This window comes from Morganella sp. TYF_1, from assembly GCF_043105645.1.
Taxonomy (GTDB): domain Bacteria; phylum Pseudomonadota; class Gammaproteobacteria; order Enterobacterales; family Enterobacteriaceae; genus Morganella; species Morganella morganii_B.
Genome location: NZ_JBICLU010000001.1, coordinates 131,578 through 145,028 on the forward strand (window position 1 = coordinate 131,578; position 13,451 = coordinate 145,028).

At 41.9% G+C, this 13,451-nt stretch carries 14 protein-coding genes; 11 read left to right on the forward strand and 3 right to left on the reverse strand.

Going from position 1 to position 13,451, the window contains the following annotated elements; genetic code table 11:
• Positions 1-340: 340 nt before the first annotated feature.
• Entirely contained in the window at positions 341-1,348 is a 1,008-nt protein-coding gene (flk, locus tag ACF8OF_RS00640; protein ID WP_274371679.1) for a flagella biosynthesis regulator Flk, read from the reverse strand.
• Between the two features lie 633 nt (positions 1,349-1,981).
• Between flk and ACF8OF_RS00645 the strand changes: the two genes are divergently transcribed.
• From ACF8OF_RS00645 to cheW, 11 genes are all read left to right on the forward strand, one after another.
• The gene (locus ACF8OF_RS00645) at positions 1,982-2,281 is read left to right on the forward strand and encodes a helix-turn-helix domain-containing protein (protein WP_274371678.1); all 300 of its coding nucleotides are present in this window, start codon (positions 1,982-1,984) and stop codon (positions 2,279-2,281) included.
• A 122-nt stretch (positions 2,282-2,403) separates the two neighbouring features.
• Positions 2,404-2,724: a helix-turn-helix transcriptional regulator gene (locus tag ACF8OF_RS00650; protein WP_354633391.1), complete on the forward strand. Its 321-nt coding sequence runs from the start codon at positions 2,404-2,406 to the stop codon at positions 2,722-2,724.
• Between the two features lie 228 nt (positions 2,725-2,952).
• Entirely contained in the window at positions 2,953-3,741 is a 789-nt protein-coding gene (locus ACF8OF_RS00655) for a winged helix-turn-helix domain-containing protein (protein WP_349467754.1), read from the forward strand.
• Positions 3,742-3,853: 112 nt separating this feature from the next.
• The gene (locus ACF8OF_RS00660) at positions 3,854-4,240 is read left to right on the forward strand and encodes a hypothetical protein (protein WP_369444863.1); all 387 of its coding nucleotides are present in this window, start codon (positions 3,854-3,856) and stop codon (positions 4,238-4,240) included.
• Between the two features lie 428 nt (positions 4,241-4,668).
• A complete protein-coding gene (locus ACF8OF_RS00665) occupies positions 4,669-5,391 on the forward strand; it encodes an RNA polymerase sigma factor FliA (RefSeq protein ID WP_349467753.1) in 723 nt (240 codons plus the stop codon).
• A 393-nt stretch (positions 5,392-5,784) separates the two neighbouring features.
• Entirely contained in the window at positions 5,785-6,126 is a 342-nt protein-coding gene (gene flhD, locus ACF8OF_RS00670; protein WP_349467810.1) for a flagellar transcriptional regulator FlhD, read from the forward strand.
• Positions 6,127-6,143: 17 nt separating this feature from the next.
• Positions 6,144-6,710 carry a flagellar transcriptional regulator FlhC gene (flhC, locus tag ACF8OF_RS00675; protein ID WP_025152276.1) on the forward strand — a complete coding sequence of 189 codons (567 nt, stop codon included), beginning with the start codon at positions 6,144-6,146 and terminating at the stop codon, positions 6,708-6,710.
• Between the two features lie 107 nt (positions 6,711-6,817).
• The gene (motA, locus tag ACF8OF_RS00680) at positions 6,818-7,714 is read left to right on the forward strand and encodes a flagellar motor stator protein MotA (RefSeq protein ID WP_274371674.1); all 897 of its coding nucleotides are present in this window, start codon (positions 6,818-6,820) and stop codon (positions 7,712-7,714) included.
• A complete protein-coding gene (gene motB, locus ACF8OF_RS00685) occupies positions 7,711-8,769 on the forward strand; it encodes a flagellar motor protein MotB (RefSeq protein ID WP_274371673.1) in 1,059 nt (352 codons plus the stop codon). Before motA ends, motB begins: the two co-directional genes overlap by 4 nt.
• A gap of 22 nt (positions 8,770-8,791) precedes the next feature.
• On the forward strand, positions 8,792-10,807 hold the full coding sequence (cheA, locus tag ACF8OF_RS00690; RefSeq protein ID WP_274371672.1) for a chemotaxis protein CheA: 2,016 nt from the start codon (positions 8,792-8,794) through the stop codon (positions 10,805-10,807).
• Between the two features lie 42 nt (positions 10,808-10,849).
• Positions 10,850-11,353, forward strand: a complete 504-nt coding sequence (gene cheW, locus ACF8OF_RS00695) for a chemotaxis protein CheW (protein ID WP_025152272.1) — start codon at positions 10,850-10,852, stop codon at positions 11,351-11,353.
• Between the two features lie 266 nt (positions 11,354-11,619).
• On the opposite strand, the gene tnpA is transcribed toward cheW, so the two are convergent.
• Both tnpA and ACF8OF_RS00705 read right to left on the reverse strand, forming a co-directional pair.
• The gene (gene tnpA, locus ACF8OF_RS00700) at positions 11,620-12,078 is read right to left on the reverse strand and encodes an IS200/IS605 family transposase (RefSeq protein ID WP_025155333.1); all 459 of its coding nucleotides are present in this window, start codon (positions 12,076-12,078) and stop codon (positions 11,620-11,622) included.
• Positions 12,079-12,269: 191 nt separating this feature from the next.
• Positions 12,270-13,385 (reverse strand): FliC/FljB family flagellin, encoded by a 1,116-nt coding sequence (locus ACF8OF_RS00705; protein ID WP_392495384.1) that lies wholly within the window; start codon positions 13,383-13,385, stop codon positions 12,270-12,272.
• Positions 13,386-13,451 lie beyond the last annotated feature (66 nt).

Here is a 13,451-nt window from a genome sequence, read left to right on the forward strand (position 1 = left end):
TGTTACAGCCATACGACTGTACTTATCCATATATAGTACGAACCACACAGTCAGACACAATATACTGTCAACCGGCAATAAATCTGCCGCCGATCTGCCATTGCGGAAAATGACAGTAAACCGCAATAATGAAAAATACATGATGATGTTCAAAAAACAGGCAGCGCACGACGAATCAGGTGCGTTTTTTTTGCTGAAGGTAATATGAAAGCATGGGAAGATACGAAAACGTCTTACAGGTGCTACTAACGCGATTAAATAACGACAGGGAGAATGCGGTGACAAAAGCGTGACAGAGATCACTGCCTGTAACCGCAAAACCGGGCGGGTCAGACTGCAATTAAAAAATAAATAAAAGTATGACTGATGTGATCAGCAGTGTGATTAATATAATTTTGGAAAGGGATTGCGGGGTTTCTGATGATTCAGCCACCGGCACCACCGGATTATAAATCGGCTGAATATTCTGCGGTTCCGGCGAATAACCGTTATTTTCAATACGGCGCCGGAAAATATAATTGATAAGCTCCTGTACCTGCACCGCTGTCAGGGGAGTTTGCACCTGAATCTTATAAGAATCCTGAGCGTACTCTTTAAGTATGATTAATTCTTCCGGTTTCAGTATTTGTTTCAGTGCCGACTGCATCGTATCCAATGTCATATTACTCCGCCCGGCCATCATAGTACGGGCCTGAAGCAGAGCAACCAGATGGGGATACACACCGGATGGAATTAACGCTGCGCTTTTACTGCCTGATATTTTCAGCAAAGACTGCCAGATTTGTTCTTCCGGGTTTTTTGTTATATCAGCCAGTGCAGAAACTAACTGACTAAGAAAATGATGTCCGGCCTTCTGTATATACGGGCCGGAATTTATGACGGCACTGCCTTTAATCAGAGAACTGCTGTCAGGTGTCTGCTGTAACAGCATCAGGACGTCTTTTATCTGCTCACGGCTTAGCTGGCTGAGTGCTGTATAACCGTATTGTGCCCGGATAAAATCTCTGACAACTGAACTGTTTTTTCCCTGTCCCATCAGCTCGGTTAATTGTATTAATTGCAGAGAATAAGTACGATCACGGCCGCTGACCCCGAGTCTCTGAATAATATTTTTTTCTACCTCAGCAAAATGCCGGGACAATAAAGGTGCATTATTCCGGATCCCTGCTTCCTGCTTTATCTGTGACCATAAGTCAGCCTGCCGGAGTTTTGTCAGCGATGCCAGCTGCGTTATCAGTCTTTCAAGAACCGCACGTTGTTCTCCTGACAATGGCTGTTTGTCTGACACCACATTCAGCGGTTCCTCACCTGAAAGCGGAAGCTGAGAATTAGAAATATTAGGTAACATCAGCTTGTGACCCTTCCGTTATATGCGGGATGACAGAATAAGCTACCTGATCAAGGATCGCTTTACAGACTGAAAATGTAATAACAATTCTAACAGACTGCCCGGTAAAAATGATTTCAGAAAAAAAACTTTACATATTATACGTATAAAGTGAAACACTTGATTAAGAGTATAAAAATAACGCCTTAAATAATAGTAGCTTACACATATAAAACCCATGAAATTTATAATTTGTAACTTATTGTCGCACTCAGACACATATTTTGGGGAAAATTCTTAGAAAACGTGTATTTTTAACTTATTATGATAATCAAATTGACATAACCCTATAATCCGGTTGCATTTTAGTGAAAAGCTTCACAACATCACTCGTCAAAAAATAGAATTATTATATAAATCAATGTATTATTGTAGTTTTACAAATAAACACTAAAACAATACCCTGTTGATCTTTAGTTATTTTTACCTAAAATACTCCTCATAAACGTGATTTTGGAGTAAAAAACCATTTTCTTCGTTTTTTTGTGTAAAAATTATTTTTGTGAACCTCAAATGACAGATGACGGTTTACTGAAAATAATCATCTTACTTTTAACATTAAGAATAATCCTATTATATAAGGATGTTATAACTATGTCACCCCGGCAAAAAAAACAACGTACCGAATCAACTTTTTCATTGAATGAAGAAGTCGGATTTCTGATACGAAAACTGAGAGCATCCAGAAAAATGAGCGGTGAACAACTCGCTCAGATTGTCGGAATAAGTCAGCAGCAGATATCACGTTACGAGAATGGAAAAACAAAGCTGACAATTGACCAGTTAGAAGTTATTTCTACTGCTTTTGATATGAGTATATGGCGATTCATGAACATATTGCAATTTAATTCATACATTGAAAAAGAAAATTGCCGAAATCAAATAAAAAAATAAAATGTAATCACCAACGCCTCTCTCTGATGAGATAACATAATAATTTTATCGTACACGAATAAAATTATTACACTTGAAAATCACCACCATTCGGTTTGTATATCATGAATAAAAATAATGTAATGAATCAGGTGCCGGTAAATATTACCTCAAGAGTCGGAAGAAGGATAAAAGAAATGAGGGTACACAGAAACATGTCAGTAAAAAAACTGGCTGATATGCTGTATGTATCAAAGAACACTATTCACTCCTATGAAAGCGGTAAAGAGCAGATCAGTATTGATGCAATACACAAACTAAGCTTTCTTTTCAATTGTAATATAAATGACTTCTTCACCGAATCACTTGTCACCAATCAGAATAATGATATTAAAAATAACAATGAAATATCACAAATGATTATCAATTACTTTAGATCAGAGTCATTTATGAAAATGATGTAGTTATACTTAATAAAAATGACATCATAGACTGTTAAAACAAATCCATACCATTATTACATTTTACGACAGCACCAGAAAAAATTCAGACCCTGACTTATTATTATGCAAAAGTCATTCCGGATAACGCCATAACATAAAAACCTATAAATTACAGATACTTATATTGGCATGGTGTACATGTAAAATAGTAATGGCTAAAAATAGATATTTTCATTTTAAGGCAGTGAAATGGAATATAAAATTAATAAAGTAATAAACTTCCGGGTTGATGACGGCAAAATATGGAATTCACTGAGCCCTGATAAATCGGTAAGATTGTCCATAATACCAGCAAAAATACTGAGTTACCTTCTTGAAAACAGCAAAACCATTGTAAAAAGAAATGATTTATTAGATGACATCTGGAATAAAAACGGGCTTCAGGCATCAAATAATTCACTTTCTCAAAACATATCGATGCTGCGTAAAATTTTACAGGATATGGGGGCTGATAGTGATATCATCGTCACCATTCCAAAAGTAGGACTACGGATACATGAATCAGCGATCGTTGAAATTGAGCAGGGTTCATCATCAACGTCAGATACGGCTAAAAATAAACCTGCACCCGCCTCTCTGTTAGTGGCCAATAAAAATAAAATAAGAGATGTTTCCATTGTTGTTCTGATAATAATATCAACATTTCTAATATTATTTTTTTTGCAGCGCAATGGAGCTGATAATGATTTTTATTTTGAAAAAGAACAATTATATTTAATGGGGAATATTGATAGCTGCTACGTTTATACTATCAAAAAACACTCTACTGAATATAATGAAGCAAATATGAAAATTGCCAGTCAGGTAATAAATAAACATATTCCATGCATAAAAAACTCGTCATTCATATTTCAGGCTGATGATAATAAGCTTTACAATGATACAGGGAAAGTTTTTATAAGCAGATGTATTACATCAACACCTGAAGGGAAGACATTCTCATCCTGCCAGGACATATATTTCAATGAATACCAATAAAAAAAACACACTGTTTCTTATTATTATAAGCATTATACCTTTGATAAGTTCAATACTCTTTATTTTTATTGATTACTCTCATTTTTTTAAAAGGTCAGTAAGTATTTCATGTATGTCACATTACTCAGCCCCCTTGCTTCCCGGTAATATCAGTATAAGAAGCAATATCACCATAGATTTAAGAAAAAACAATACGGGTTCACTTTATATATCAGGAGTACTGGAGAAAAAACAAGGTGATAATGAACAGAGTAAAACCAGCAGTGCGATTCTGAGAGAAATCGAGTTTGACTACTCGATTGAAGATAACGGATTTATATCAATCTATAACACAGAGGTCTATCATCTTGCCTCGGATAAAATCTCAGATGATTTTTTCAATTCAAACGTGTTTGATTTGTCACTTCCTAACAGGAAAGTAAAAATTAAGAAAATTAATAATTCGTGGTTATTAAGTACACCATTCTCACCGATTATGATGTGTGTTAATAAAAATTAAAGACCTGTGCAGAGCAGCCGGACTTTATATTTGTCCGGCTGCTCTGCACTCTCTTTTTACATTCAGTAACCTGAGCATTGTTCTTATTCACATTTTCTCATTTTATTGTAAGTGTTTTTTCCTGTTAAAATAAAATACCAGGGGATGTAACGATTTATATTCATGATTATATTCCCCTCCCCTTCGTGTAAGTCAGAAAATGGCACATCACCCTACGTATAATTACCTTATCAACATATAACGTTATGCCGGACTGTTGTTTAAAGCAGAAAGAATTTCACTCTTTTTTCCCGATAGCGTTTACCTGAAGCAGTGATTAAGGCTGTCATAGTCCAAAATAGGTCAGAATGTTATCGCTTATCCGGCTATGTGATTTTGTGTAAATCATTAATAATACGACTCATTGAATATAGATTGAGTCGATTATTGTGAATGGGATTTATACACCGGAAGGGACTGTCAATAAAGATGCACTGTGGGCTAAATATCAGTATTTAATCCGCTATGAGGCATTAAAATTACAGGCTAAACTTCCCGGTAGTATTGAGCTCGATGATTTGATTCAGGCTGCGTCAATAGCGTTTATGCATGCATTGGATCAATACGATAAAAATAAAGGTATTGCACTTAGTACATACCTGGCCAACCGTATTCGCTGGGCACTGATTGATGAGTTACGGGAAAATGATTGGGTTCCCAGACGAGTCCGGGCAAACAGCCGTGAAATATCGTCAGTTATTTCCCGTCTGGAACAAAAACAGGGACGAATTGTGACTGAAAGTGAAATCGCAGAGGAGATGGGAATTTCATTAGATGAATACCATCAGATGCTGATTGACAGTAATACAAGTCAGATTTTTTCTCTTGATGAATTACAGGAGGAATATCCGGACAGTATTGATGAGATATCCTCTCAGCAGGAGTTTACCGATCCGGCGCAAAGCTTAATGGCCCAAAGTTTAACTGCGCAGATTAGCGGTAGTATAAAAAATCTTCCTGAACGGGATCAGTTGTTACTTTCGCTATACTATCAGCAAGAGTTAAACATGAAAGAAATAGCACTGATTTTAGGTATAAGCGAGGTCAGGGTCAGCCAGTTACACAGCCAGGCAATAAAGAGATTACGTGCTTATTTGTCACCAGATGCGTAATTTTATCATTTTTAGCTTAAAATCGGGAAAAAATTTCATATAATTAATCATCAGTAAATTAAAAAGTAGTTTTTTATATTATAACTTTTTTATAGATAAGTTTTAACCCTAAAGAACACAATTTTAACACATTGATTTTTAAAGGGTTTGTGTTTTTGCTGCTTTTATTTTCGGCAGAAAAAATATAGGTGTACGTAAGTTTTGTTTATAACTGCACCAAACCAGGTAATTATCTCTTATTGTAGATAAGTTCGTATAAATGCTTGCATAACCCTATGCCCGCTAATAATCTTAATCAGGCCTTATCTGGTCAATATTATTTGCGTGTATTCTCATACAGGCTTATTTAATGATTTATTCTACTACATTTAATTACCTTTAGAGTTGGACATAATTATGAGTTATAACGAACATTTGCAGAACATCCATGATATGAACTTATCTTATTTACTCCTGGCTCAGCGACTTATCAGAGATGATAAATTAGCAGCCGGCTTTCAGCTCGGTCTTGATGAAGATACTATTGAGATAATAAAAGATTTGTCACTGCCTCAACTCATTAAGCTTTCTTCTATTGGTCAGTTAATTTGCCGGTTACGTGTAGACAACAATGCTGTTATTGATTGTCTGACAAAGGATTCCCGTATTGATGCACTTCAGCGCATTCATACCGGAATTATTTTATCGACAGAGCTTCTTGATTCTCTGTCAGAACAAGATATTTCTGTACAATAAAACGGAAGGAATACCTTATGTCAGATAAAAGTATTTTACATGAAATGAGAGAAGTGAATATTGCGATAGAATTAATTTCTCTCGGCGCACGTATGCAGGTATTAGAAACTGAAACCAGTCTGAGCCGCAGACGTTTATTACGCCTGTATAAAGAACTTAAAGGGTGTTCGCCTCCGCGGGGATTACTTCCGTTTTCACCGGATTGGTTTATGGCATGGGAGCATAATGTTCATTCTTCCATGTTCTACAATATTTATTTATATCTGCAAAAATCCCGGGCCGGCAGTGCCATTGAAAATACACTGAAAGCATACAAGCTTTATCTGGAACAATGCTCAGATGATACCAATGAGAAACCTGTTCTTGGTTTAACCCGGGCATGGACATTAATCCGTTTTATCGGATGTAATATGATTACGCACACAAAATGTTGCAGTTGCGGCGGCTCATTTATCGTCACAACAGAACAGAGTGACAGATTATTTACCTGCAGTCTTTGCTCTACACCATCCAGAGCAATAAAAAGAAGTCACGTAAAAGGTATATCTTCTGCCCCGGTTTCCGCATCAAATGAAAACATTTAAAAAATCACGCTATATAACGACTAACGCATCACCGAAAGCTGATGCGTTAGTCTCTTTTTATTTTATAAACAAAGATACTCTTATTTTCAGGTAATTAAGGAGTCGCTGTGCTTGTTATTCTAGGATACATCATCATTATTGCCACTGTGTTTGGTGGATTTGTTCTATCCGGCGGTAATCTGAGTGTTCTTTATCAGCCGACAGAACTTCTTATTATCGGCGGAGCCGGTGTCGGTGCATTCGTTGTCGGTAATAACAGCAAAGTTATTAAGAGTACACTGCAGTCATTTCCGCGCTTACTCCGCGGGTCTAAGTACAGTAAAGATCTGTACATGGATTTAATGGCCATGATTTTCCTTCTGTTAACGAAAAGTCGTCAGAACGGGTTAGTCGCACTGGAAAATGATATCGAAGATCCGCAAAACAGCCCTATCTTCACCGCCTATCCGCGCCTCATGGAAGACTCCGTATTAATGAATTTCCTCGTCGATTATCTGCGCATGATGATCAGCGGAAATATGAATGCATTCGAAATGGAATCATTAATGGATGAGGAAATCGAAACCCGTGAACATGAAGATGAAGCATCCGCCAGTACGCTGAATGTAATGGGTGATGCCCTCCCTGCTTTTGGTATCGTTGCCGCCGTTATGGGTGTGGTAAACGCACTGGCCGCCGCTGACCGCCCTGCGGTGGAAATGGGTGAGCTGATTGCACACGCAATGGTGGGAACATTCCTCGGTATTTTATTAGCTTACGGCTTTGTTTTACCACTCGCATCGCTGCTGCGTCAGAAAAGTGCAGAACACACAAAGCTGCTGCAATGCATCAAAGTCACGCTGTTATCCAGTCTGCATGGTTATGCACCTCAGATAGCCGTTGAATTTGGCCGTAAAACCCTGTTCTCAACAGAACGCCCGAGCTTCGATGAGCTCGAAGAGCATGTCCGTCAGGCCAAACAACCTTCCGCCGGTACCACATCCACAACGGAAAATCCGTCATGAGTAAAAAGTCGGCTAAGATTGTTGTTGTTAAAAAATCAAAAGGTCACAGCGGTGGCGGGCACCATGGTGGTTCATGGAAAATTGCCTATGCCGATTTTATGACGGCCATGATGGCATTCTTTCTGGTCATGTGGCTGTTATCCAATTCATCACCGCAACAACGCAAACAAATAGCAGATTACTTTAAAACCCCTGTCAATATTGCCGTCGCCAATGGCGACAAAGACAGCCTCAGCAGCAACGTTATTCCGGGCGGCGGCGGCGACGATATGATGAAACAGGATGGTGAAGAATTTCTTCATGATATTAATCGTGACAAAGATGATTTAAGTGATCTCCAGGAAAAAATAGAAGAGTTAATTGAAGTTGATCCCCGCCTGAATGCGTTTAAATCGAACCTGCTATTACGCCTTACAGACAGTGGTTTATTAATTCAGATTATCGACAGCCAGGATCGCCCGATGTTTAAACTGGGCAGTAAAAAGCCGGAGGAATATATGGTGCATATCCTTCAGGCTCTGACGCCGGTATTCAATGATATTCCGAACCGTCTGACTCTTACCGGTCATACCGATTCCATTCCGTTTGCCAACGGTGAAGTCGGATACAGTAACTGGGAATTGTCATCAGACAGGGCCAATGAATCCCGCCAGGTTCTGGTTAACGCAGGGCTGCACAGAGATAAAGTGCTGCAGGTAATCGGCATGGCAAGCAATATGGGAACGGATGAAACTCAGCCTGACTCAGCGTTAGATCGGCGTATGACAATACTTGTTGTCTCAAAAAGTAAAGAGAATCAAATCCTGCTGGATGATTCCATTATCAGGCATGTTGCCATCGATGAGAATGCTAACCGTATACAACCGCCGTTAAATATTGTGCCGGAACCGGCGCCTGTTTCTGTTCCTGTCCCGGTACCTTCCGTGTCGGTGTCAGCGCCGCCTTCGGCGCCTGTTTCCGTTCCTGTTCCTGTTTCGGAGCCGGCCCCGGTACCGGAACAAGTCACAGCACCAGAAACGGCACCGGCTCAGAACACGACCCCGGATTCTAACTAATCTATTAATGTCAGGAAATAAGATGGATTTCAGCGATTTTTATCAGACATTTTTTGAAGAAGCTGATGAGCTTCTGGCAGATATGGAGAAGCATCTTTTAGAACTGGATTATGCCTCTCCGGATACTGAAAGCCTGAATGCTATCTTCCGGGCTGCACATTCAATCAAAGGCGGGGCCGGTACGTTCGGATTTACCGTTTTACAGGAAACAACCCATATTCTGGAAAACCTGCTGGATGATGCCCGGTGCGGTGAACTGGCACTGACCAGCGGAATTATAGATTTATTTCTGGAGAGCAAGGATATTATGCAGGATCAACTGAATGCTTATAAGTCTTCACAGGAGCCTGACCAGGAAAGCTTCAAATATATTTGTGCCGCTTTACGTCAGATGGCTGAAGATGCAAAACAACAGACAGAGACTCCTGCATCCGGCACCGCCCCGGAACCGGCTGACGGCATCCCTGAGAGCGGAAAGACAACGGCCGCAGCTGAAGATAAACAGGCCGGGAATGACGGAAACGTATTATCCGTCGAACTGCGTAATATAAAAGAAACAGAATACCAGCTGTTACTGGATGAGCTGATGTTGATGGGTAAAGTGGAAAACCCGCAACACAACGACAGTCTTTTAACACTGGAACTGACCACACATGAGTCAGTACAGGATATTGAAGCGGTATTATGTTTCCTGCTCGACAGTGAGCAGATCGTGATAAAAAATCACGAAAAAGCCGCTGAAGACGCCGTTGAAAAAGCGCCGGAAGAGACAAAAACAGAAGTGCCGGAAACCAGCCCCGTGTCAGCGCCGGCCGCAGCAGCGCCGCGAAAAGAAAGGCCGAAGCCGAACCGGACGCCGGCACCCGCATCCGAATCCGGCAGTATCCGTGTTGCTGTCGATAAGGTCGATCAAATCATCAACCTGGTCGGTGAGCTGATTATTACCCAGTCAATGCTCAGCCAGCTCTCTGCAAATTTAGATCCCGCCGTCCATGATGAGCTGATCTCAAGTATTGCTCAGCTGGAACGTAATGCCCGTGACTTACAGGAATCGGTCATGTCAACGCGGATGATGCCGATGGAGTATGTCTTCAGCCGCTTCCCGCGTCTGGTTCATGATTTGGCCGGTAAATTAAACAAACAGGTTGAGCTCACGCTTATCGGGGGATCCGCCGAACTGGATAAGAGCCTGATTGAGCGCATTATCGACCCGCTGACACATCTGGTACGAAACAGCCTCGACCACGGTATTGAACCGATGGAAGTCCGCCGTGCGTGCGGTAAACCTGAACAGGGAAGACTGACACTGTCTGCGGAACATCACGGCGGTAATATTATCATTGAAGTGATTGATGACGGTGCCGGCCTTAACCGTGAAAAAATTCTCGCCCGTGCTCATGCCCAGGGTTTGCAGACCAGTGACAATATGCCGGATGAAGATGTCTGGATGCTGATTTTTGCCGCCGGTTTTTCCACGGCCGAAAAGGTCACCGATGTATCAGGACGCGGCGTGGGAATGGATGTGGTCCGCCGTAATATCCATGATATGGGCGGGCATGTTGAAATTCACTCGGAACAGGGCAAGGGATCAAAGATCCGTATTATTCTTCCGCTGACACTGGCTATTCTCGACGGTATGTCGATTCGTGCCGGTGACGAAATCTATGTCCTGCCGCTCAATACCGTAATGGAATCATTACTGCTCAGCGAGGCCGCAATCTACAACATGGCCGGTGGTGAGCGGGTATTGCAGGTCCGTGAAGAGTATCTGCCGCTTATTGAACTGCACAAAGTATTTGATATCTCCGGACAGCCGAATGATATCAATGAAAGTATTGCCGTCATTGTTCAGAGCGCCGGAAACCGCTATGCACTGCTGGTTGATCAGCTTATTGGTCAGCATCAGGTGGTCGTTAAGAATATGGAAAAAAATTACCGCAAAATCCCGGGTATCTCTGCCGCGACAATTCTGGGTGACGGAAGTGTTGCGCTGATTCTGGATGTCGCCGTTCTGACAGGATTGTCAAAAAATAAATAATGATCTGCACTTTTTTCAACCCTTTTACTGAGAACGAGAAAAATGAACTTTTCTAATTCAGAACAAGATATTACAAGCGACAACCATGGCCAGGAATATCTGGTCTTCCGGTTGGGCTCAGAAGAGTATGGTATTGAGATTTTAAAGGTCCAGGAAATCCGCGGCTATGACCGTGTCACCCGGATCGCCAATACCCCGGCTTTTATCTCCGGTGTGACAAACCTGCGCGGTGCAATTGTCCCGATTGTTGATTTGCGTGTGAAGTTTCAGCTGCCTTCTGCTGAGTTTAATGAAAATACCGTTGTTATTGTGCTGAACCTCGGCACCCGTGTTGTCGGTATTGTGGTTGATGGTGTTTCTGATGTGCTGTCGCTGACAACAGAACAAATCAAACCGGCACCGGATTTCACTGTCACATTATCAAGTGAATATCTGCTGGGCCTGGGCGCTCTCGATGAGCGGATGCTGATTTTGGTGGACATTGAAAAACTGCTGAACAGCGAAGAGATTGAACTGGTTGATAAAACAATTGATTTGGCTGGCTGATTAATCACCGGTCATTTTCGATAACGCCTCGTTATTTTGGCTCAAAGTGCATTTCCGGAACACCATCCTGCCTGAATGCCTTTGGGTCTTTTTTTTATCTTCAGAAAATACCCGCCTTTTGGTATTCCCTTGACGGTGTGATACCCGATTCGCAGGATCAATAAATATCCCCGGCATAGCCGGGGGTTTTTAATATGCGCCTATAAGGCTCTGTTACCAGCCGCGCCCTAACAGGCGCATTGCAATCTGACATTTGCATTTCGTTGTTACTTACTGCCCGTAAACGGGCTACCGGGATACGGGATCGACAGTTGCTCTCCCATCTTATCTTCTTCCAATTGGTGTTTTATGTATTCCCGTATTCGCGAGGTATTCTTACCCACTGTGTCCACATAAAAACCCCGGCACCAAAACGCCCTGTTTCTATACTTAAACTTTAAATCGCCAAACTGTTCGTACAGCATCAGGCTACTCTTACCCTTCAGGTAACCCAGAAAACCTGAAACACTCAACTTTGGCGGGATCTCCAAAAGCATATGTATGTGATCCGGACAGCACTCCGCTTCCAGAATATTCACATTTTTCCACTCACACAGCTTTCTGAGTATGCTGCCTACTGCCCTGCGTTTCTCGCCGTAAAAGGCCTGTCGCCGATATTTTGGTGCAAAAACGACATGATACTTACAGTTCCATCGCGTATGCGCTAAGCTCTTTTCGTCCCCCATTGGGACCCCCTTTTGATTTTTTGTTGAACCATTGCAGTTGCCAGACCGCAATATGTTTTAACAAATCAAAAGGGGTTTTATAACTGACTTATAGCTGTAAGCTTTCCGGAACCCCCGGCCTAGCCGGGGGTTTTCTGTGTACAAAAAAGCCCGGCAAATACGATGCCGGGCCTCATTGATATCAGAACAGATTAACGCAGCAGAGTCAGAACGTTCTGCGGAACCTGGTTTGCCTGTGCCAGAACAGTTGTACCCGCTGACTGCAGGATGTTCGCACGGCTCATGTTAGATACTTCTACCGCGAAGTCTGCATCCAGGATACGGGCACGGGATTCAGACAGGTTGATAACAGTGTTATCCAGGTTGCTGATAACAGAGTTAAAGCGGTTCTGGGAAGCACCCAGACCTGAACGCATTTCATCGACCATAGCCAATGCATCATCCATAGTCTGCAGAATTGTCAGGCTTTTAACTACCGGATCGGTTGCTGCATCTACATCAGTTGCAGTGGCAAATTCAATTTTTGCATCACCTGCACCTGGAGTTGTTTCCGGTGTGATTGTTGCGACACTTGCTTTCCAGTTACCATCTTTATCAACACCGATAAATGCAGTATCACCAGTAGTTGCATCTGTGTAAGCATACATTTTACCGCCGGTACCAGTGGCACCGAACAGTTCGGTTTCAAGCTTTTCAATATCAGTCTTTTCTAAATTATATTTATCAGCACCGCCAACAACCTGCATTCCTTCAGTAACCTGAGATGTCGCCACCATATTCATGATGTTGAAACCATCCAGACCCAGCGTACCGGTATCCATCTGACCTAAGTTGATATCGATAGTCTGGCCATCGTTCGCACCAACCTGGATGCTCAGCGTCTGATCTTTGCTCAGTACTTTGATGCCGTTGAATTCAGTCTGCTCAGAAACGCGGTTGATTTCAGCCAGACGCTGGTCGATTTCGTCCTGGATAGACTGACGGTCAGATTCGGAGTTAGTACCGTTTGCTGCCTGAACGCTTAAACGACGGATGTTCTGCAGGTTATCGTTGATTTCATTCAGTGCGCCTTCAGTAGTCTGCGCCAGGGAGATACCGTCGTTTGCGTTACGGGATGCCTGAGTCAGACCATTAATGTTAGCGGTGAAACGGTTACTGATCGCCTGACCCGCAGCATCATCTTTTGCGCTGTTGATACGCAGACCGGAAGAAAGACGTTCGATAGCAGTACCCAGAGCAGCCTGTGATTTGTTCAGGTTATTCTGAGCCACCAGGCTCATGGCGTTGGTATTAATAATCTGTGGCATATTAGGTCCTCTAATATTATGAATAAATACGTGTTATTGCGCTACATCTAAAATATCGGTATACGG

Bases quoted from the DNA above. Each gene is read 5' to 3' on its own strand.
- flk (WP_274371679.1), bottom strand. From the start codon at position 1,348: ATGTTACCTAATATTTCTAATTCTCAGCTTCCGCTTTCAGGTGAGGAA.
- ACF8OF_RS00645 (WP_274371678.1), top strand. From the start codon at position 1,982: ATGTCACCCCGGCAAAAAAAACAACGTACCGAATCAACTTTTTCATTG.
- ACF8OF_RS00650 (WP_354633391.1), top strand. From the start codon at position 2,404: ATGAATCAGGTGCCGGTAAATATTACCTCAAGAGTCGGAAGAAGGATA.
- ACF8OF_RS00655 (WP_349467754.1), top strand. From the start codon at position 2,953: ATGGAATATAAAATTAATAAAGTAATAAACTTCCGGGTTGATGACGGC.
- ACF8OF_RS00660 (WP_369444863.1), top strand. From the start codon at position 3,854: ATGTCACATTACTCAGCCCCCTTGCTTCCCGGTAATATCAGTATAAGA.
- flhC (WP_025152276.1), top strand. From the start codon at position 6,144: ATGTCAGATAAAAGTATTTTACATGAAATGAGAGAAGTGAATATTGCG.
- motB (WP_274371673.1), top strand. From the start codon at position 7,711: ATGAGTAAAAAGTCGGCTAAGATTGTTGTTGTTAAAAAATCAAAAGGT.
- cheA (WP_274371672.1), top strand. From the start codon at position 8,792: ATGGATTTCAGCGATTTTTATCAGACATTTTTTGAAGAAGCTGATGAG.
- cheW (WP_025152272.1), top strand. From the start codon at position 10,850: ATGAACTTTTCTAATTCAGAACAAGATATTACAAGCGACAACCATGGC.
- tnpA (WP_025155333.1), bottom strand. From the start codon at position 12,078: ATGGGGGACGAAAAGAGCTTAGCGCATACGCGATGGAACTGTAAGTAT.
- ACF8OF_RS00705 (WP_392495384.1), bottom strand. From the start codon at position 13,385: ATGCCACAGATTATTAATACCAACGCCATGAGCCTGGTGGCTCAGAAT.